The organism is Pseudomonas sp. SWRI81, assembly GCF_014268545.1.
GTDB classification, from domain to species: domain Bacteria; phylum Pseudomonadota; class Gammaproteobacteria; order Pseudomonadales; family Pseudomonadaceae; genus Aquipseudomonas; species Aquipseudomonas hamedanensis.
The window spans coordinates 1-18,783 of the sequence record NZ_JABWQS010000005.1 but is presented as its reverse complement, the minus strand read 5'-3'; the positions used below and the strand labels follow the sequence as shown (position 1 = coordinate 18,783).

Sequence of the window (18,783 nt, the reverse complement as noted above, 5' to 3'; positions counted from 1 at the left end):
TGCCTCACACCTGTTCGAGCGCTTCATTCAACGAGCGCTCCAGGTCTGCCTTGTAGCGCAGATACAGATTGCTCGAACTTTGCCCGTCGCCGAGCAGGCCCGACAGGTCGAGATCGGTGATGTAGCAGCGATACCGTTCGGCTTCACGGCGCTGTTCGACGATCTCGCGGGCGACCACGCTGAACAGCTGGTCGCCATGCTCCAGCTCGCTGAATTCCCGCTGATTGCAATACAAGGTGACCTGCACGGTTCCCGGTGCGGCTTTACCGATGATTGCCTGCACGTCATAGAACGGCTTGTTCACCGGTGTCTGCGGCGCCGGTCGCGCTTCGACCCGCCGTGCCCGGCCCGGGCCGGATGGCAATAACTGGTAATACAAAGTCTCCAGCCTCGCCTCCGGGCCGGCCTCCATCGGCAGCACGGCTTCGCGGCGGAACTGTATCGATTGCAGGAAGCGCTGCAGTGGCACCAGCAGACTCTGCTCGTCGTGGTAGGGCAGCCGCTGTTGCCACAGCGCATTGAACTCATCCAGCACGTACAGCTCGGCCTGCTGCTCGGTCGTCCGGAAGAACACCTGAATGCATTCCGGCTGGCCCATCGGCAGGATCAGCGCAATGTCTTGATCTTCCAGCGCCATCGGGTCCAGGTGCAGCGGGCTGTAGCGCGGCTGTTCTTCGCCCAGATAATCGAGTAGCGCCGGCAGGGTGGCGAGGGCGACATGGTTGACTTGGCCCGGCACCAGTTCCAGCACGTGATAGTGCTGCTGCACCTGGATCAAGTAGCGGTGATTCAAGTTACTGAGCAACAGGGTCTGGGCGGTGTCGACGATTTCTTCGACGCGGCGCGCAATGAACTGCGCGCGGTTGTGGCAAAAGCAACGCACCTTCAGTGACGGTTGCAACGGCCCGCGCGGCAAGTTGTTGAGGTAGTCGCGCAGACAGTCGAGCAAGGCGTGCGGGCCGTCAAAACGATTGACCAGCACTTCGTTCCAGCTGTTGAGCGTGACCTGATCCAGCGTCAGTACAAGATTCTCGCGCACGCCGGCATAGCTCAGCGAGTCGGTGCGCTCGGTGGTCATCAAAATGTTCAGGTCGCGGTGATGCTTGAGCGGGTCGACGCCAACATTGATCAGCATCAGCACCTCGCTGGGCACGGCCGCCCGCAGCAGTGCCTCTTCGGCAACAGTCGGCAAGGGCAGGGCGATGCACTGTTGCAGGCTGCCCAGCAGGTTGAACAGTTCGAATTCGCTCAGGTCACTGGTGCCGGGGTGCAGGGCCAGGCGCGTGCTGCTGTCGATGACGCCGTTGCGGTGACACCAGGTCAGCAGTTCGAGCAACTCGCGGCTGCGCTTGATCGGCGCGAAGTGTTCCCACTCCAGCGCGGTGAGGCTGCCGTTGTACAGGCCCCACTGGGTTTGCCCCGGTTCCTTTTTGTTGCGCGACTGCACCAGGGTCAGGGTGTCTTCGGCAAGGTCCGGGGCAATGCCCGGGTTGATGAACTCGACCTTGTCGGCCTTGCGCTCGAAGGCCGCATAGAGGCGACGGCCGAGGACGTTGAGGTCGCGCTTGTTGATCAGGCTGACGGTCTGCTCGCTGCGCGCGAACTGGGTCAAAAAGCGATAGCTGTAGTTGAGTTCGTTGACCAGCGCACGGCGCTCGGCACTGACCTGGCGGACTTTCCACTGGCTGCGACTGTCGAGCAGCGCCAGTTGCCGCTGATCCCAATGCCATTCGCTGGCTAAACGCTCGAGCAACACGCGTTGCCAACCCTGGCTGCGGCTATTGCCGGTGAGCTTGCGGTTGACCTTCAGATACAGCGCGCGGCGCACCAGCTCCAGGCGTTCCGGCTCGTTGCGGACAATCAGGTATTCCTCGATACGCCGGTACACGACCATGTACGGGTCCAGCTCATCGAGATCGAGCTGATTGGCAAACACGGCTTTTTTGAAGCGCAGGCTCAGGCATTGCACGTGCGGATGCTCGCTGGCGTAGACCTCGGTCAGCAGCAGCTTGAGCACCGACTTGTAGGGCGACTCGATGCCCTTGAACAGCTGCCATAAACCGGCACCGATAAACTCCCCCGGCGGAATCGTCGCCATCGGCCCGAGGTCGAGGGTTTCGTCAGCGCGAATAAAGCGTTTGGACAGCAGGGTGTGGGTGTAGGCGTCGTAGGCGGTTTCTTCATAAACCGGCACCAGCCACCAGATCGGTGTGCGCCCGGCCAGCCAGATCGCCGTGCGATAGAACTCGTCCAGCAGCAGATAGTGTTGAGTGCTGCCGCAGTTTTCCGAACTGAGCTGGGTGTCGCGTTCGCCTTTGACGAAGCGCGCCGGATCGATCAGGAAGAAGTGGGCTTCGGCGCCCTGGCTCGCGGCCCAGCTTTCGAGCAATTGGCATTTCTTGCTCAGCTCGGCGAGTTCGCTGTCGCTCAGGTCCGGCGCGTGGCACACCCACACGTCCATGTCGCTCTGATCCGCTTGGGCGAGAGTGCCGAGGCTGCCCATCAGGAACAGGCCGTGAATCGGCCGCGGCGGATTACTGCCATGGCGTGGTTTGTAGGCGAATGAACGGGTCAGGCGTTGGGCTTCGGCCAGCGTGTCGGCGTCCGGCTCGTAATTCGACAGGCCGGCCGGCGTACTGCCCGAGACATAGCCCGGCAGCAGCGGATGATTGACGTGGAAGAACAGCGGCAGCAGCGTCAGCACGCTTTGCTGGCGCGTCGACAAGCCTTCAAGCGCGCGGCCCAGGCGACCTTCATTGAGTTTGAGAAAACGCGCGCGCAGCTGGCTGAGTACCTTGCGGTCGATTCCCTCGTCCAGGTCGGGGCGGATTTCGTGGGTGCGCGTCATGTCAGCTCAAACCGGCTCGCAGGCTCGGACGTAGAGGGTCTCGGAATGGAAGGCAGTTTAGCCTTAGCACAGCGGGACGTTTAAGCTGAATTTGGTTTTTGCTGTCAGATTTTTCCCGCACAGACCAAGCGGGCCCGCGGAAATCCCGTGGCAGGAGTTCCCGTGGGCAAAGTCAGGGGGATCAGGCGGTTTCTTGCTCTTTCAGAATCGTCAGCACGGTCTGCACGTTTTGCGCGGCATCGCGACCGAGGCTGGTCAGATAGCCGCCATCGGGCTGATCAGTGAGGTCTTTATCAAACAGGCGCTGGGCAGCGGCGATGTGTTTGGGGGCAGCGGTCTGATGAATTTTCAGACCTTCCTGGGAACTGTCCAGGGGAAAGAGTGCAAGGACTTCCAGTTCGGCAACCAACTCAGGGGTAAGCGACATAAGGACTCCAGACTTTCTAGGAATTGGACGACAGCGCCCCTAAGGTGAACCCGCTGGTGCGGCATGTCCAGTGCTCAGCTCAGGGATTTTGTCTTGAGGCGGATTCCAGTGTAGTCCGGCGGCAGGAGATGGCTGGAGGGATGCGTAACAAACCTTGTAGGAGTGAGCCTGCTCGCGATTACGTTCTTTCAATCACATCACCGTCGACTGGAAGAATGCAATCGCGAGCAGGCTCACTCCTACAGGATCGGGGGCGTTACTGCTTTTCCGGTGGCAGCTCAGGCAGCTCAGGCAGCGCACGCAGCGCCGCTTCGTACCATTGAGTGTCGAACGGACGGTCTTCATCCAGCATCGCGTCAATCTCGTAAGCCAACACATGCGCCATCAGTTCAAGGATCTTGTCGCGCTCCGTGCCCACCAGCGTCAGTTTGTTAAAAGTCGCTTTGGCCGCTGGCGGGTTGCCGCTCTCGATCTGGTTCTCGATGGCTTCGATCAGGGTCGCCTCGGTGAATGCTTCTTCGTCATCATCATTGACGATATCTGTCGGCTCGCTCATGGCAGGCTCCTTTAGGTAAGGGCGCCAGTTTACCTGCATTCAGCGGCGTGATGCTGCTGGCGAGAAACGCCGCCGCGATCTATAAACAGGCGCTGCCCACCCCGCACGGCCTGGAGGCTCTGTGATGTTCAAGCTCTACGGATTCGCTGTCAGCAATTACTACAACATGGTCAAACTGGCGCTGCTGGAAAAAGGCCTGCCCTTCGAAGAGGTGACCTTCTACCCGACGCAAACCCTGGAATCACTGGCCATCAGCCCGCGCGGCAAGGTCCCGGTGCTGGGCGTCGATGCCGGCTTCATCAACGAGACGGCGATCATCCTTGAATACCTGGAACAGACCCAGCGAGGCACGCCATTGTTGCCGAGCGATCCGTTCGCTCGTGCCCAAGTGCTGGCGATCGCCAAGGAGATCGAGCTGTACATCGAACTGCCGGGCCGTGCCTGTTACGGCGAGGCATTCTTCGGCATGACCCTGCCAGAGGCAATCAAGGAAAAGACCAGAACCGAGTTGCTGCTGGGCTTTGCTGCGCTGGGCCGTCACGGCAAGTTTGCCCCGTACGTGGCGGGCGACAGCCTGAGCATTGCCGACTTGTATTTCCTCTACAGCGTGCCGCTGGCGTGTGCGGTCGGGCAGAAGCTGTTCGGGATTGATTTGCTCGCCGAGATGCCAGGGGCGAAGGCACTGCTGGAACGGCTTGAGCAGAGCGCGCATGTGCAGAAGATTGCCGCGGACAAGGATGCGGCGATGCCGGCGTTTTTGGCGATGGTTGCTGCCAAGAAGTGAAATTTATAGCGCTCTGAAGTCAGCCTTCGCGAGCAGGCTCGCTCCCACAGGAGTTTTCTGTTGAACACAACATGTGTGACCAACAGAAATACCCTGTGGGAGCGGGCTTGCTCGCGAAGCTTTTGCTTTTAGCGGCTGGCGAGCAACGCCTGACCGCGCGCCACAGCAGCTTTGACCTGCGCCGGCGCAGTCCCGCCGATATGGTCGCGGGCATTCACCGAGCCTTCCAGGGTCAACACGGCAAACACGTCCTGCTCGATCTGATCGCTGAACTGACGCAGTTCTTCCAGGCTCATCTCCGCCAGGTCCTTGCCGGTGTCGACGCCGTATTTCACCGCATGGCCAACAATTTCGTGGCAGTCGCGGAACGGTAGGCCACGGCGTACCAGGTAGTCCGCCAGATCGGTCGCGGTGGAGAAACCGCGCAGGGCCGCTTCACGCATGATCGCGTGTTTAGGCTTGATCGCCGGGATCATGTCGGCAAAGGCGCGCAACGAGTCACGCAGGGTATCGGCGGCGTCGAACAGCGGTTCCTTGTCTTCCTGATTGTCCTTGTTGTAGGCCAGCGGCTGGCCTTTCATCAGGGTCAGCAGGCCCATCAGTGCACCGAACACCCGGCCGGTCTTGCCGCGCACCAGCTCGGGCACGTCAGGGTTTTTCTTCTGCGGCATGATCGAGCTGCCGGTGCAGAAGCGGTCGGGTAGGTCGATGAACTGGAACTGCGCGCTGGTCCACAGCACCAGTTCTTCGGAGAAGCGCGACAGGTGCATCATGGCGATGCTCGCGGCAGAACAGAATTCAATGGCGAAATCGCGATCGGAGACGTTATCCAGCGAGTTGCCGCCAACGGCGTCGAACCCCAGCAATTGCGCGGTGTATTCGCGATCGATCGGGTAGGTGGTGCCGGCCAGTGCGGCGCTGCCCAGCGGCATGCGGTTGGTGCGTTTGCGGCAGTCGACCAGACGTTCATAGTCACGACTGAGCATTTCGAACCAGGCCAGCATGTGGTGGCCGAAGGTCACCGGTTGCGCGGTCTGCAGGTGAGTGAAGCCCGGCATGATGCTCGCCGCTTCACGCTCGGCCTGTTCCAGCAGGCCTTTTTGCAGGCGGGTAATTTCCGCGAGGATCAGGTCGATTTCGTCACGCAGCCACAGACGGATATCGGTAGCGACCTGGTCGTTGCGGCTGCGCCCGGTGTGCAGCTTTTTGCCGGTGACGCCGATGCGATCGGTCAGGCGCGCTTCGATGTTCATGTGCACGTCTTCGAGATCGACACGCCAGTCGAATTGGCCCGCCTCGATTTCGCCCTGAATCGTGTTCAGGCCATCGATGATGCTGTCGCGCTCGGCATCGGTCAGCACGCCGACCTTGGCCAGCATGGAGGCGTGGGCGATCGAACCCATGATGTCGTGGCGATACAGGCGCTGGTCGAAAGTGACGGAGGCGGTGAAGCGGGCGACGAAGGCGTCGACGGGTTCACTGAAGCGGCCGCCCCAGGACTGATTGGTCTTGTCAGTGCTCATGAATTCGCTCGTATCGGCTTGAAGAAAGAAGGCGTGAAACGCTGGCGCGGATAATAACAGGGTTGCCAATCCTGTCGCTGACACCGGTCGACAGGTTTTTTCGCGATGTGTCAGGCATGTCCGGCGCTGCCTGCGAAGAATTTACGAAAGGATATTTTTCGATTGAGCAATATCGTTCCGACGAACGTCTACAGTGGACAGAAGGGTCGGTGCGAATGCGGATCATGTGAAGGTCTGCCACTGACTATAAAAAGAGGGGGCGGGTGAGTTGTCCTTGCGTCAACCCCGTGAGAAACGCAGGAAACAGCGGGCTCTGAGCAGTACGACCCGGACACTGGCAAATATTGCTGGCCGACGTACGGCACTTTTTGGCGCTCGGGCTAGTCTTAGCGTGGATCGCGGTGACGGACGTCACTTCACCTGTCTACGCTATCCTTGTGCGAGACTCACGCAGGAATCCAGCGCAATATGAATGTCCTGATCGTTGATGACGAACCCCTGGCTCGCGAGCGCCTCAGCCGAATGGTGAGCGAACTTGAGGGTTATACAGTCCTGGAGCCCGGCGCCACGAATGGCGAGGAGGCGTTAGCGCTGATTGACAGCCACAAGCCGGATATCGTCTTGCTCGATATCCGCATGCCGGGCCTCGATGGCCTGCAGGTGGCTGCCCGACTGTGCGAACGAGAAACGCCGCCCGCCGTGGTGTTTTGCACCAGTCCCGATGAATTTGCCGTGGAAGCCCTGCAGGCCAGCGCCGTGGGCTATGTGGTGAAACCCGTGCGAACCGAACACTTGCAGGACGCCCTGAAACGGGCCGACCGTCCCAACCGGGCGCAACTCTCCGCCCTGACCCGGCCCGCTGCCGAAAGTGGCAACGGTCCGCGCAGCCATATCAGCGCCCGCACCCGCAAAGGTATTGAACTGATCCCGCTGGATCAGGTGGTCTACTTCATCGCCGACCACAAATACGTGACCTTGCGCCACGAAGCCGGTGAAGTGCTGCTGGATGAACCGCTCAAGGCGCTGGAGGACGAGTTTGGCGAACGCTTCGTGCGTATCCATCGTAATGCGCTGGTCGCCCGCGACCGTATCGAGCGCCTGCAACGCACACCGCTGGGCCATTTCCAGTTATTCCTCAAAGGCCTCAATGGCGATGCGCTGATCGTCAGCCGTCGGCATGTGGCCGGTGTGCGCAAAATGATGCAGGGCCTGTAACTCCGGTCATTGCCGGGGGCGCTTGCGACTGTTCATCAGGCATTTAAGGCCAGGGAGGCCACGCCATTTCTGATTCAAGTCAAAGTGGATTTGGCTGAGCTGTTATTATCCGCCGTATCTATTCAGTACGGATTGATCCATGTCCTCTCGCGAAATCCGCATCGCCACCCGTAAAAGTGCGCTGGCCCTCTGGCAGGCCGAATACGTCAAAGCCCGTCTTGAGGCAGCCCATCCGGGTTTGCTGGTGACACTGGTGCCCATGGTCAGTCGCGGCGACAAGCTGCTCGACTCACCGCTGTCGAAGATTGGTGGCAAGGGGCTGTTCGTCAAGGAGCTGGAAACCGCGCTGCTGGAAAATGAAGCGGATATTGCCGTGCACTCGATGAAAGATGTGCCGATGGACTTCCCTGAAGGCCTCGGCCTTTTTTGCATCTGCGAGCGAGAAGACCCGCGCGATGCCTTCGTTTCCAATACTTACGAAAGCCTCGACGCGTTGCCGGCCGGCGCCATCGTCGGCACTTCCAGTTTGCGTCGTCAGGCGCAATTGCTGACGCGCCGTCCGGACCTGCAAATCCGCTTTCTGCGCGGCAACGTCAACACCCGCCTGGCCAAACTCGATGCTGGCGAATACGACGCGATCATTCTTGCCGCGGCGGGGCTGATTCGCCTGGGGTTCGAAGACCGCATCACCTCGGCAATCAGTGTCGATGACAGCTTGCCGGCCGGTGGTCAGGGCGCGGTCGGCATCGAGTGCCGCAGCGCCGATACAGACATCCACGCCTTGCTTGCACCGCTGCATCACGCCGATACCGCCTCGCGCGTCACTGCCGAGCGTGCCCTCAACAAACATTTAAATGGCGGCTGCCAAGTGCCGATCGCCTGCTACGCCGTGCTTGAGGGCGAGCAGTTGTGGTTGCGTGGTCTGGTCGGCGAGCCCAGCGGCGGCAAGCTGCTCAGCGCCGAAGCCCGGGCGCCGCGGGTCGAAGCCCAAGCGTTGGGCGTGAAGGTTGCCGAAGCCTTGCTCAGCCAGGGTGCCGACGACATCCTCAAAGCGGTTTACGGCGAGGCAGGTCACGAGTGAAAGGCTGGCGCCTGCTGCTGACGCGCCCTGCGGATGACTGTGCGGCGCTGGCCGCGACGTTGGCCGCAGAAGGGATTTTCAGCAGTTGCCTGCCGCTTTTGGAAATTGCTCCTTTGCCGGTCTCTGCCACAATGCGCCAGGCGATTGCGCGGCTGCCGGCTTGCGGCGCAGTGATTGTGGTCAGCAAACCGGCGGCGCGGATCGCGGTGGATCTGCTTAAGTCCGCAGGCACGTCGTCATTGGCGATGCCGTGGTTCAGTGTCGGCGCGGCGACCGCAGAAATTCTTCGCGAGTACGGTCTCGATGTGAGCTTCCCGGCGGACGGCGACGACAGCGAAGCCTTGCTGCAACTGCCGCGTCTGCGCGAGGCGATCAGCCAGCCCGGTGCGCAGGTGTTGATCCTGCGCGGTGAGGGCGGGCGTGAACTGCTCGCCGAGCGCCTGCGCGCGCTTGGTGCTAGTGTCGAGTATCTGGAGTTGTACCGGCGCGACCTGCCAGCCTACGCCCCGAACGAGCTGCCACGGCGGATCGAAGCGGAACGCTTGAACGGGCTGGTGGTCAGCAGTGGACAGGGTTTCGAGCACCTGCGCGAAATGGCCGGGGAGGTCTGGCCGACGATTGCGCGGTTGCCGTTGTTTGTACCAAGCCCCAGGGTGGCCGAGCTGGCATGTGCCGCCGGGGCCCAGACAGTTGTGGATTGTCGTGGCGCCAGTGCCGCGGCTTTGCTGACGGCGTTGCGGGAACATCCCGCGCCCGTTTTCTGATGCAAAGGATGGATACGTGAGCGAAACAGCCTTGCCTAAAGATGATGTGCAACCTGTGACCGATGCCCAGGTTGAAACGCCAGCGCCGGCCAAAGAACCGCGCCGGGGCAATGGACTGGCCATAGTCGCCGTGCTGCTCGGCGCCGCTGGCGTGGCGATCGGCGGCTGGGGTGTGTGGCAGGTACGCCACCTGCAAACCAATACCCAACAGCAGTCCGCTCAGGTGCAGGCCTTGAACGATCAGGCGCAGAGTCTGAAGCTCAACGAGCAGCGCCTGACCGAGCGCCTCGCGCAGTTGCCCGGCGCCGACGAGCTTGCCGAGCGCCAACGTCTGGTGACGCAACTGCAAGGTGATCAGCAGCGCCTCAATCAGCGTCTGGAAACGGTCCTGGGGGCCAGTCGCAAGGACTGGCGCCTGGCCGAGGCCGAGCACCTGTTGCGCCTCGCCAGTCTGCGTCTGTCGGCGTTGCAGGACATCAGCAGCGCTCAGGCGCTGGTGCAGGGCGCCGACGAAATTCTCCGCGAACAGAACGATCCGGGCGCCTTCGCCGCTCGTGAGCAAGTGGCGAAAACCCTTGTCGCGTTGCGCAGCACTGAGCAGCCGGACCGGACCGGATTATTCCTGCGCCTCGGTGCGCTGCGCGATCAGGTTATCGACCTCACCGAACTGGCTCCGGAGTACAAGGACCGCGGTGAGTCGCTGCTGGGCTTGACCGCTGACGGTGATGGCGCCAGTCGCTGGGCGCAGTGGTGGGATCAGGTTTCGCGCTACATCCGTATCGACTTCAACGCGGACAAGAATGTACGGCCGCTGCTGGCCGGGCAGAGCCTGAGCCAGGTCCGCCTGGCCCTGAGTCTGGCGCTGGAGCAGGCGCAGTGGGCGGCGCTCAACGGTCAGGCGGCGGTCTACACCCAGGCGCTGGCCGAGGCGCGTGATGTGCTCAAGGGCAACTTCAATCCGGACAATGCGCAAAGCAAAGTGATGCTTGAGCAGGTCGGCGAGCTGAGCAAGGAGCCGGTCACAGTCGTCACCCCCGATCTGGCCGGCACCCTGAGTGCGGTGCAAGCGTATTTGGAGCGACGTAACGTCAACGCCGAAGAATCGGTGAAACCGTTTGCCAGACCTGCCGGCAATACCGCGCAGGAGGCGACGCCATGAAACGCCTGTATGTGATCGTGTTTCTGGTGATCGCCGCCACCGCGGCGCTGGGCCTGGCGATTGCCGAGCATTCCGGTTACGTGCTGGTGGCGTACAAGAGTTTCCGCTACGAGTCGAGCCTGTGGGCGACACTGGCGGTGGTCGCGGTGCTGTGGCTGCTGTTCTGGGGGATCAAGGCGCTGGTCGAGCTGATCATGACTTCCACCGGCGTGGTCAATCCATGGTCGCGGCGCAACCGCAGTCGTCGCGTGCAGGTGGCAATCGAGCACGGTCAACTGGATCTGGCGGAAGGGCGCTGGGCCAGTGCGCAGCGGCATCTGACCCGTGCAGCGGAAGCCGAGCGGCAGCCGCTGTTGTTTTACCTCGGTGCGGCCCGTGCGGCCAACGAGCAAGGTCATTACGAAGAATGCGACCGCCTGCTCGAACGCGCACTGGAGCGTCAGCCTCAGGCTGAACTGGCGATTGCCTTGAGCCATGCACAATTGCAGACCGATCGCGGCGATACCGATGGCGCACTGGTGACGCTGCAAGCCATGCATGAGCGGCACCCGCGCAGCGCACAGACCTTGCGCCAGTTGCAGCGGCTGTATCAGCAGCGGGGTGAGTGGTCGGCGGTGATTCGCTTGCTGCCGGAACTGCGCAAGGACAAAGTGCTGCCACCGGCTGAACTGGCCGAGCTGGAGCGTCGCGCCTGGGGTGAAAACCTGTCGTTGGCGGCGCAGCGTGAAGACGATGGCACGGTGGGTCTGCAATCGCTGAAACGCGCCTGGGAGCAGCTCACCGCGGCGCAGCGTCAAGAGCCGCCGCTGGTGTTGGCCTATGCTGAACAATTGCGTCAGCTGGGTGCTCAGGTCGAGGCGCAAGAAGTGCTGCGTACGGCCCTCAAACGCAAGTACGACAGCCATTTGGCGCGTCTCTACGGCTTGGTCCGTGGCAGCGACCCGGTACGCCAACTGCAAACCGCCGAAGGCTGGCTCAAGGAACACCCGGCCGATCCGAGTCTGCTGCTGACCCTGGGACGCCTGTGTCTGCAAGCCAGTCTGTGGGGCAAGGCGAGAGACTATCTGGAGAGCAGCTTGCAGTTGCAGCGCAATCCTGAGACCTGTGCGGAGCTGGCGCGCTTGCTGGCGCAGCTGGGCGATACCGAACGCAGCAATCAGTTGTTCCAGGAAGGTCTGGGTCTGCTGGATGAGCGCCTGCTGGCCGCGCCACTGCCGGTTTCCGCGCGCATCTGAAGTGACGAGGGAGGCGGCTCCCTCGTACATTCTTTTTAACTTCGTCGCGCGCTCGGTAAAAAGTCCTACGGTGCGTTACCCATATTCCTCTTGAACCTGTCGGGTTTTCCCTACACCTCTGGTGAACTGTCGGCAGGGCCTCGCCTTGAAAGGCTGACACGCTTTCCTCTACCGTAACCCTCTGTCTCTACTGTTACGGAAAAGCCATGTCGTTGGCCTGCTCACGCTCCTTGTTCTTCATGGCTTTCATTGCAGGAGCCTTTGCTCTGGGAGCTTCTTATTACCTTGAATACACGGTCGGTCTGACGCCGTGCAGCCTGTGCCTGGTGCAGCGCCTGTTCCTTACGCTGCTGTGCATTTGCTGTGGTGTGGCGGCGGTGCACGGCCCCCGGCGTGCCGGTCTTGGGCTCTACTGGCTGTGTGCGCTGGGCGCCAGCCTTGGCGGGACCACGGCAGCCTGGCGGCAAGTGTTGATTCAGAGTGATCCGCTGTTGCAGATGGTCAAATGCACACCCGCCGCCGAGCCGCTGTTCAGTGCCCTGCCGTGGGTGTGCGCCTTGCAACGGATGTTTAACGGCGGTGCCGACTGCGCGGAAATTTCCTGGACATTGTTTGACCTGAGCATTCCGGAGTGGAGCCTGTTGTTCTTTGTCGCGGTCTCGATACTCGCGGTGTACCAATTGTTGCGGCTGGCCTGGAATGCTCTACAACGCCCGTTCAGCGGCGAAGCGTCGCACCCGGTGCTGCTGAGGGATTAAACACTTGTATGAACTTTATCTCCTGCGTACCTTGAAGCCATAGGCGTGCGGGCATAATCTGGCCGGCACGTGTCATTGGAATTATGTTGCTCGATGACGCTCTGCCCGACCATCCCCACAAGCCAAAATCAGAAGCGGGACGCGGGTGTAGAGCAGCATGACCCACAAGGGAAGAGAGATCGCCATGCTCGAAAGTTGTCAGAATGCTCAGGAACGTTGGGGTGGAGTTCATCTGCTGATCGACCGCTGGTTACAGGAGCGTGAAGAACTGATCAGGGTCTATGACCTGCTCGGTGACAAGCCTGAGGCACTGTCGGAGAGCCGCAAGCCTTTGCTGGAATTCTGCGGTGTGCTGGTCGATTACGTCTCGGCCGGCCACTTCGAAATCTACGAACAGCTCACCGGCGAAGCCAAGGCGTTCAATGACAAGCGCGGCCTGGAACTCGCCGATACGATTTATCCACGTATCGATGTGATTACCGAGAAGCTGCTCGCCTTCAACGATCTGTGCGAAGAAGGCAAATGCGTTGCCGAGAAGTTCAAGGAGCTGGGCGGACTGCTGCACGAGCGCTTCGAGCTCGAAGACTGCCTGATTGAAGTGCTGCATAACGCGCACAAGGAAGAAGCGGCGGTTCAGGCCTGATCCGAACCCTGATCAAAAAAACGGTGCGCCCCAGGCGCACCGTTTTTTATTGCCTGCTCAATGGGTCGCGCCGCGCAATTCCACTTCGAACACCAAAGGCGTGAACGGCGCGATCAAGTCGCCGGCACCGTCGGCGCCATACGCCTGATCCGAAGGAATCACCAGTCGCCATTTGGCGCCCACCGGCATGTTCTGCAATGCGGTGCGCCAGCCGGCGATCACACTGTCTAGATTGAACCACTGTGGCTGAGTGTTCTGATCGAAGACAGTGCCGTCCGGCAGCCTGCCGATATACAGCACCTGCACTTTTCCGTCGGGGCCGGCCTTGGCGCCGGTGCCCGGAGCGAGCTCAGTCAGCAGGATGCCATCGGCCAGTTCCTTCACGCCGGGTCTGGCTTTTTCCGCGCTGAGAAAACGTTGCTCGTTTGCCATCGCCGCATCGCTTGAAGAGCGCGATGACTGTTCGGCATTTTGCGATTCATGTTCGGCCAGAATCTGTTCGATGCGCGCTTCACTCAATGCCAGTGGCTTACCCTGATAAGCCTGTTGCAGGCCTTCGATCAGCGCCTGGATCTGCAGCTGCGGGACCTCTTGGCGCAGGCGCTCACCGAGGCTGGCCCCGAGGCTGTAAGCCAGGTCGTGAGCATCGTTGGCCGTGGTTTTTTCAGTGGCGTGGGCCGCCGAAAAAACCAGGCAGAGGGTTAAAAAAAAGTAGCGCGACATCGGCACTCTCCGTCCTGAGATGCGCTGGATTATGCCAGCGCGAACGGCTGCAACGGTGAACTGCTTTTGTTTTCGCGCATGACATTTTCGCTTCGGTGCAACGCAACGGTTTCGATACTGTCAAGATGCCCTAGCGGCGGTATCAGCAGAGGTCTAGTATGAGCCGCACCCACGTCAGCCAGGAGGTAAACCATGTCGGCCACCAAGAAGCCTGTAAATACTCCGTTGCACTTACTCCAACAACTCTCGGGCAGCCTGCTCGAGCATTTGGAAAACGCTTGCTCCCAAGCCTTGGCTGATGCTGAAAAACTGCTCGCCAAACTGGAAAAGCAACGCGGCAAGGCGCAAGAAAAACTGCACAAGTCGCGCACCAAATTGCAGGATGCAGCCACCGCCGGTAAAGCCAAGGCACAGAACAAAGCCAAGGCCGCCGTGCAGGAGTTGGAAGAGCTGCTCGATGCCCTGAAGGATCGTCAGTCCGACACGCGCAGCTACATTCTGCAACTCAAGCGCGATGCCCAGGAAAGCCTGAAACTGGCCCAGGGTGTTGGCCGCGTGCAAGAAGCCGTGGGCAAAGTATTGTCCGCCCGTTCGGCCAAACCGGCGGCGGCACCGGCGAAGAAAGCCGTGGCCAAACCGGCTGCTGCCAAACCTGTAGCGAAGACGGCTGCGGCCAAGCCTGCTGCCAAGGCACCGGTGAAAGTGGCGGCAAAACCGACGGCTAAAACCGTGGCCAAACCGGCGGCGAAAAAACCGGCTGCTACAAGCGCTGCAAAACCCGCTGCCGCCAAGCCGGCCAGCAAAACTGTCGCGGCCAAGCCAGCGGCTAAACCCGCTGCTACCAAAGCAGCCCCGGCGAAAGCCGCAGCCGCCAAACCCGCCGCCAAAGCGGTCGCCAAACCCGCCGCAAAACCTGCTGCGAAAACCGCTGCGGCCAAGCCCGCTGCGAAACCTGCTGCCGCCAAACCGGCCGCAAAAGCAGCGGCAAAACCTGCTGCCAAGCCAGCCGCAAAACCCGCCGTGAAAGCAGCCGCGAAACCGGCAACCAAGCCCGCCGCGAAACCGGCCGCCGCGGCTAAACCAGCGACTGCCGCCAAGCCTGTTGCGGCAAAACCTGCCGCCAAGCCAGCAGCCAAGCCCGCCGCGAAGCCTGCCGTGAAAAAGCCGGCGGTTGCCAAGCCAGCAGCCGCCAAACCGGCTCCAGCCGGGAAGCCAGCCACTGCGGCGCCTTCGGCTTCGACCGCAGCACCGGCTCCCGCCGCCAACTCGACTACTGCCCCGGCGCCAGCGCCAGCCGCTGTGTCGGGCGTCAGCAGCACCCCGGCCAGCGCTTCCTAAGTGCCGGTCGCCGCGACGCGCAGCACTTGCAGCGCGTCGCGGTTCGGGCTGGCCGCAGCGCCGGCCAGGCCTTCAATCCAGGTCACTGAACCACTGGCGTTTCGCGCCCACCCCTGCGCCATCCCCTCAAGCCGCGACAGCAGCGCGCGTTCTGCCTCAAGTTCGAGTGATTTGATTTGCTCGCGCATGCCTTGCAACAGCGCATCTTCCAAGGCTGCGGCTTTCCATTGCAGGCGCACTGCACGCAGTGGCTGCACGACGTCGCGATCCCAGGGCTCGGTCAGCGCCTGAAGCTGGCGCACGCGTTGTTCATCGCAAGCGACCCCACGGTGTTCCAGCCACAAGCCGCACAACAGCAGGCAGACGTTGGCCCCCGCCGTTTGCAGTTGCAGGCAGGCATTTTCGACGCCCGGTCGGGCGTAGACATTCAGGGCAAAGCTCCACAGGTCAGAGGACATCGTGCTACTCGCGCCAGTTGTGAGCGAAGCTGGTAGACTCCGCCGCCATTATGATCCGACTTCAGAACCTGACTTTACAGCGTGGCCCGCAACGTCTGCTAGAAGACGCCGAGCTGACCCTGCACGCCGGCCACAAAGCCGGCCTCATCGGCGCCAACGGTGCCGGCAAATCCAGCCTGTTCGCCTTGCTGCGCGGCGAGTTGCATCCGGATTCGGGCGACTGCCTGCTGCCGGCCGACTGGCGCATTGCGCACATGCGCCAGGAGGTTGACACCCTCGAGCGCCTGGCGGTCGACTATGTGCTCGATGGCGACCTGCGACTGCGCGAGGTGCAACGCGACCTCGCTGCCGCCGAGCAGGCCCACGACGGCACCGCACTGGCCCGTCTGCACGCCGAACTCGACAGCGCCGACGGCTACACCGCCGACGCGCGAGCGCGCAAGCTGCTCGCCGGGCTTGGATTCACCAACGAGCAGATGGACCGTCAGGTCGGCGATTTCTCCGGTGGCTGGCGGATGCGTCTGAACCTGGCGCAAGCCTTGATGTGCCCCTCGGACCTGTTGCTGCTCGACGAACCGACCAACCACCTCGACCTCGATGCGATCATCTGGCTCGAAGACTGGCTGAAAAACTATCCGGGCACCTTGCTGCTGATTTCCCACGACCGCGACTTCCTCGACGAAGTCGTCGACCACGTGGCGCATGTCGATCAACGCAAACTGACGCTCTACCGTGGCGGCTACACCGCGTTCGAACGCGCCCGTGCCGAGCGTCTGGCCCAGCAGCAACAGGCCTACGAGAAGCAGCAGGCGCAACGTGCGCACATGGAAAGTTACATCGCCCGCTTCAAGGCTCAGGCGACCAAGGCCCGTCAGGCGCAGAGCCGGATCAAGGCACTTGAGCGCATGGAAGAGCTGTCGGCGGCCCACGTCGATTCGCCGTTCGATTTCGTCTTCCGCGAGTCGACGAAAATCTCCAGTCCGCTGATCGATCTGTCCGATGCGCGCCTGGGCTACGGCGACAAAACCATCCTGGAGAAGGTCAAGCTGCAACTGACCCCGGGTGCACGGATTGGCCTGCTCGGGCCGAACGGTGCGGGTAAGTCGACGCTGATCAAGAACCTCGCCGGCGAGCTGGAACCGCTGGCCGGGCGCCTGACCCGTGGCGAGAACACCGTGGTCGGCTATTTCGCCCAGCATCAACTCGACTCGCTCGATTCCAAGGCCAGCCCGTTGCTGCACTTGCAGCGTCTGGCGCCGGGCGAGCGTGAGCAGACCCTGCGCGATTTTCTCGGTGGCTTTGACTTCCGTGGCGCGCGCATCGATGAGCCGGTGCTGAATTTCTCCGGTGGCGAGAAGGCGCGTCTGGCCCTTGCGTTGATCGCCTGGGAACGGCCGAACCTGCTGCTGCTCGACGAACCGACCAACCACCTTGACCTGGAAATGCGCCTGGCGCTGACCATGGCGTTGCAGGAATTCAGCGGCGCGGTGCTGGTGGTGTCCCACGATCGGCATTTGCTCAAGAGCACCACCGATAACTTCTATCTGGTCGCCGATGGCAAGGTCGAAGAATTCGATGGCGATCTGGAAGACTACGCACGCTGGCTGGTGGAATACCGTCAGCGCAATGCGCCGGTCAGCAACACGCCGGTCAACCCGGACAAGACCGACAAGAAAGCTCAGCGTCAGGCAGCAGCAGCGTTGCGCCAACAACTCGCCCCGCATAAACGCGAGGCCGACAAGCTTGAAGCCGAACTGGGCAAGCTCCACGAAAAACTCGCCAAGGTCGATGCCAGCCTTGGCGACAGCGATATCTACGAACCGGCGCGCAAGAACGAATTGCGTGATCTGCTGGCCGAGCAGGCCAGGCTGAAGATTCGTGAAGCCGAGCTGGAAGAGGCGTGGATGCAAGCGCTGGAGACGCTGGAAAGCATGCAGGCGGAGCTGGAGGCGTTGTCCTGATGGAAGCCTTCAAGCTGCCGCTGCCAGCGATGTGGGTCGAGCCGATCTGGCTCGGTGTGCAGATTTTGTTGATCCTGCTGGCGGGCTACCTCGCCCAGCGCTTCGTCGCCAGAGTCCTGACCGGCCTGGGCCAGCGCTATTCGTTCCCGCCGCAGCTGCTGATGCCGCTGCGTGGCGTGCTGCGCTGGTTGATCATGGGCAGCGCGCTGATCTTCGTGCTGGAACGTCTCGGGGTGTCGGCGACGGTGCTGTGGACTGCCTTGTCGGGGTTCGTCGCGGTGGCGGCGGTGGCGTTCTTCGCGATGTGGAGCGTGCTGTCGAACCTGCTCTGTGCGGTTCTGATCTTCACCGTCGGGCCGTTTCGCCTGGGCGACGTGGTCGAACTGGTGGACACCACGGACAAGCCGGGCGTGAAAGGGCGAGTGGTGGCGATCAATCTGCTCTACACCACGTTGATCGAGGCGGAAGAGCTGGGCACGGGTAGCGCGATGGTGCAGGTGCCGAACAGCTTGTTCTTCCAGCGTTCGGTGCGGCGCTGGCGCGGGACGGATGTGTTTCCGTCGAGTGGCTTCGAGAAGTAATTTCGTGGCGTCAGTTCCGACGCCTTCGTCGGAACGCCGCCCGGAGCAGGCTCGCTCCCACATTTGAAATGCGTTTTCCTGTGGGAGATTCTATGGTTGTCATCAAGCCATAACTCCCCCTTTCGATTGGTATTCGCTCTGGTTTTTCATCAGGGCGAACGCTATTCGAGCAAGTTTACGGCCGAGCATCACCAGCACCTGTGTAGTCGCTTTTCCGCAACTGAGATGATGGTTGTAGAACTCTTTCCAGGCATTTGATCGGCAGGCTGACATGGCGGCGTTATGCAGTAATCGACGTACCTCCGAGCATCCTCGCTTGGTTAAATATCTACGGCCATTTTTTTGACCCGAGTCACTCACTCTCAGGTCCATGCCTAAGAACGCTATATAAGAGTCCCCGCTGGTAAAGTCGCCTCGGTTGTATGCCATGACCAAAGCAGTTGCAGTTAGAAAACCTATACCTTCGATGGCTTGGCATCTGGCAACCTCTTCCAGTAAACCAGCTTCACGCAAGACATCCTTGAGCTGCTTCTGAACTAGCAAGTCCAGCCGATCTATAGACTTTATGAAAGTTGCGAACACGCCTTTCAAACTGGCGTCATTTGCCCAGCTCTGGGTCAGGCTGGTTTTGGCCCGTATCAGCGAAGCTCTGCGTCGTAAAAGGCTTTGCAGCTTGCCGTAGACTGCCGGAGGTGGGGTCCAAGGGCGTAAATCTTCGCCTTCGTTTTT

At 61.3% G+C, this 18,783-nt stretch carries 18 protein-coding genes; 11 read left to right on the top strand and 7 right to left on the bottom strand.

The window, feature by feature from the left end:
- Positions 1 to 4: 4 nt before the first annotated feature.
- The 3 genes from HU765_RS04765 to HU765_RS04755 all read right to left on the bottom strand — a co-directional run bounded on the left by HU765_RS04765 (position 5) and on the right by HU765_RS04755 (position 3,831).
- A complete protein-coding gene (locus tag HU765_RS04765) occupies positions 5 to 2,848 on the bottom strand; it encodes a class I adenylate cyclase (protein ID WP_186619233.1) in 2,844 nt (947 codons plus the stop codon).
- 181 nt (positions 2,849 to 3,029) lie between these two features.
- A complete protein-coding gene (locus tag HU765_RS04760; protein WP_186549670.1) occupies positions 3,030 to 3,275 on the bottom strand; it encodes a TIGR02647 family protein in 246 nt (81 codons plus the stop codon).
- Between the two features lie 256 nt (positions 3,276 to 3,531).
- Positions 3,532 to 3,831: a hypothetical protein gene (locus HU765_RS04755; RefSeq protein ID WP_186619232.1), complete on the bottom strand. Its 300-nt coding sequence runs from the start codon at positions 3,829 to 3,831 to the stop codon at positions 3,532 to 3,534.
- 124 nt (positions 3,832 to 3,955) lie between these two features.
- On the opposite strand from HU765_RS04755, the gene HU765_RS04750 reads away from it, so the two are divergent.
- Positions 3,956 to 4,615, top strand: coding sequence for a glutathione S-transferase (locus HU765_RS04750; protein ID WP_186619231.1), 660 nt, complete (start codon positions 3,956 to 3,958; stop codon positions 4,613 to 4,615).
- Positions 4,616 to 4,743: 128 nt separating this feature from the next.
- On the opposite strand, the gene argH is transcribed toward HU765_RS04750, so the two are convergent.
- Positions 4,744 to 6,138 (bottom strand): argininosuccinate lyase, encoded by a 1,395-nt coding sequence (argH, locus tag HU765_RS04745; RefSeq protein WP_186619230.1) that lies wholly within the window; start codon positions 6,136 to 6,138, stop codon positions 4,744 to 4,746.
- 468 nt (positions 6,139 to 6,606) lie between these two features.
- Here argH and HU765_RS04740 point away from each other — a divergent pair, with 468 nt between their 5' ends.
- From HU765_RS04740 to rsd, 7 genes are all read left to right on the top strand, one after another.
- Positions 6,607 to 7,353: a LytTR family DNA-binding domain-containing protein gene (locus HU765_RS04740; RefSeq protein WP_186549662.1), complete on the top strand. Its 747-nt coding sequence runs from the start codon at positions 6,607 to 6,609 to the stop codon at positions 7,351 to 7,353.
- A 139-nt stretch (positions 7,354 to 7,492) separates the two neighbouring features.
- The gene (gene hemC / locus HU765_RS04735; protein ID WP_186619229.1) at positions 7,493 to 8,434 is read left to right on the top strand and encodes a hydroxymethylbilane synthase; all 942 of its coding nucleotides are present in this window, start codon (positions 7,493 to 7,495) and stop codon (positions 8,432 to 8,434) included.
- Entirely contained in the window at positions 8,431 to 9,198 is a 768-nt protein-coding gene (locus HU765_RS04730) for a uroporphyrinogen-III synthase (protein WP_186619228.1), read from the top strand. The genes hemC and HU765_RS04730 overlap by 4 nt, the downstream gene beginning before the upstream one ends.
- Before the next feature lie 16 nt (positions 9,199 to 9,214).
- Positions 9,215 to 10,357 (top strand): uroporphyrinogen-III C-methyltransferase, encoded by a 1,143-nt coding sequence (locus HU765_RS04725; RefSeq protein WP_186619227.1) that lies wholly within the window; start codon positions 9,215 to 9,217, stop codon positions 10,355 to 10,357.
- Positions 10,354 to 11,592 (top strand): heme biosynthesis protein HemY, encoded by a 1,239-nt coding sequence (locus tag HU765_RS04720; protein WP_186549654.1) that lies wholly within the window; start codon positions 10,354 to 10,356, stop codon positions 11,590 to 11,592. The genes HU765_RS04725 and HU765_RS04720 overlap by 4 nt, the downstream gene beginning before the upstream one ends.
- Before the next feature lie 206 nt (positions 11,593 to 11,798).
- A complete protein-coding gene (locus HU765_RS04715; RefSeq protein WP_186549652.1) occupies positions 11,799 to 12,350 on the top strand; it encodes a disulfide bond formation protein B in 552 nt (183 codons plus the stop codon).
- Between the two features lie 184 nt (positions 12,351 to 12,534).
- On the top strand, positions 12,535 to 12,993 hold the full coding sequence (gene rsd, locus HU765_RS04710; protein ID WP_186549650.1) for a sigma D regulator: 459 nt from the start codon (positions 12,535 to 12,537) through the stop codon (positions 12,991 to 12,993).
- Positions 12,994 to 13,050: 57 nt separating this feature from the next.
- Here rsd and HU765_RS04705 read toward each other — a convergent pair whose 3' ends face one another.
- Positions 13,051 to 13,716: an FKBP-type peptidyl-prolyl cis-trans isomerase gene (locus tag HU765_RS04705; RefSeq protein WP_186549648.1), complete on the bottom strand. Its 666-nt coding sequence runs from the start codon at positions 13,714 to 13,716 to the stop codon at positions 13,051 to 13,053.
- A gap of 192 nt (positions 13,717 to 13,908) precedes the next feature.
- Here HU765_RS04705 and HU765_RS04700 point away from each other — a divergent pair, with 192 nt between their 5' ends.
- Positions 13,909 to 15,054, top strand: a complete 1,146-nt coding sequence (locus HU765_RS04700) for an AlgP family protein (RefSeq protein WP_186619226.1) — start codon at positions 13,909 to 13,911, stop codon at positions 15,052 to 15,054.
- Here the strand turns inward: HU765_RS04700 and HU765_RS04695 are convergent.
- Entirely contained in the window at positions 15,051 to 15,512 is a 462-nt protein-coding gene (locus HU765_RS04695; RefSeq protein ID WP_186619225.1) for a TIGR02444 family protein, read from the bottom strand. The genes HU765_RS04700 and HU765_RS04695 overlap by 4 nt on opposite strands.
- Before the next feature lie 50 nt (positions 15,513 to 15,562).
- Here HU765_RS04695 and HU765_RS04690 point away from each other — a divergent pair, with 50 nt between their 5' ends.
- Entirely contained in the window at positions 15,563 to 17,473 is a 1,911-nt protein-coding gene (locus tag HU765_RS04690) for an ATP-binding cassette domain-containing protein (RefSeq protein WP_186619224.1), read from the top strand.
- Positions 17,473 to 18,054 (top strand): mechanosensitive ion channel family protein, encoded by a 582-nt coding sequence (locus HU765_RS04685; RefSeq protein ID WP_186549640.1) that lies wholly within the window; start codon positions 17,473 to 17,475, stop codon positions 18,052 to 18,054. Before HU765_RS04690 ends, HU765_RS04685 begins: the two co-directional genes overlap by 1 nt.
- Before the next feature lie 102 nt (positions 18,055 to 18,156).
- Here the strand turns inward: HU765_RS04685 and HU765_RS04680 are convergent.
- The coding region (locus tag HU765_RS04680) for a transposase (protein ID WP_186619223.1) at positions 18,157 to 18,783 on the bottom strand (627 nt) is incomplete at its 5' end.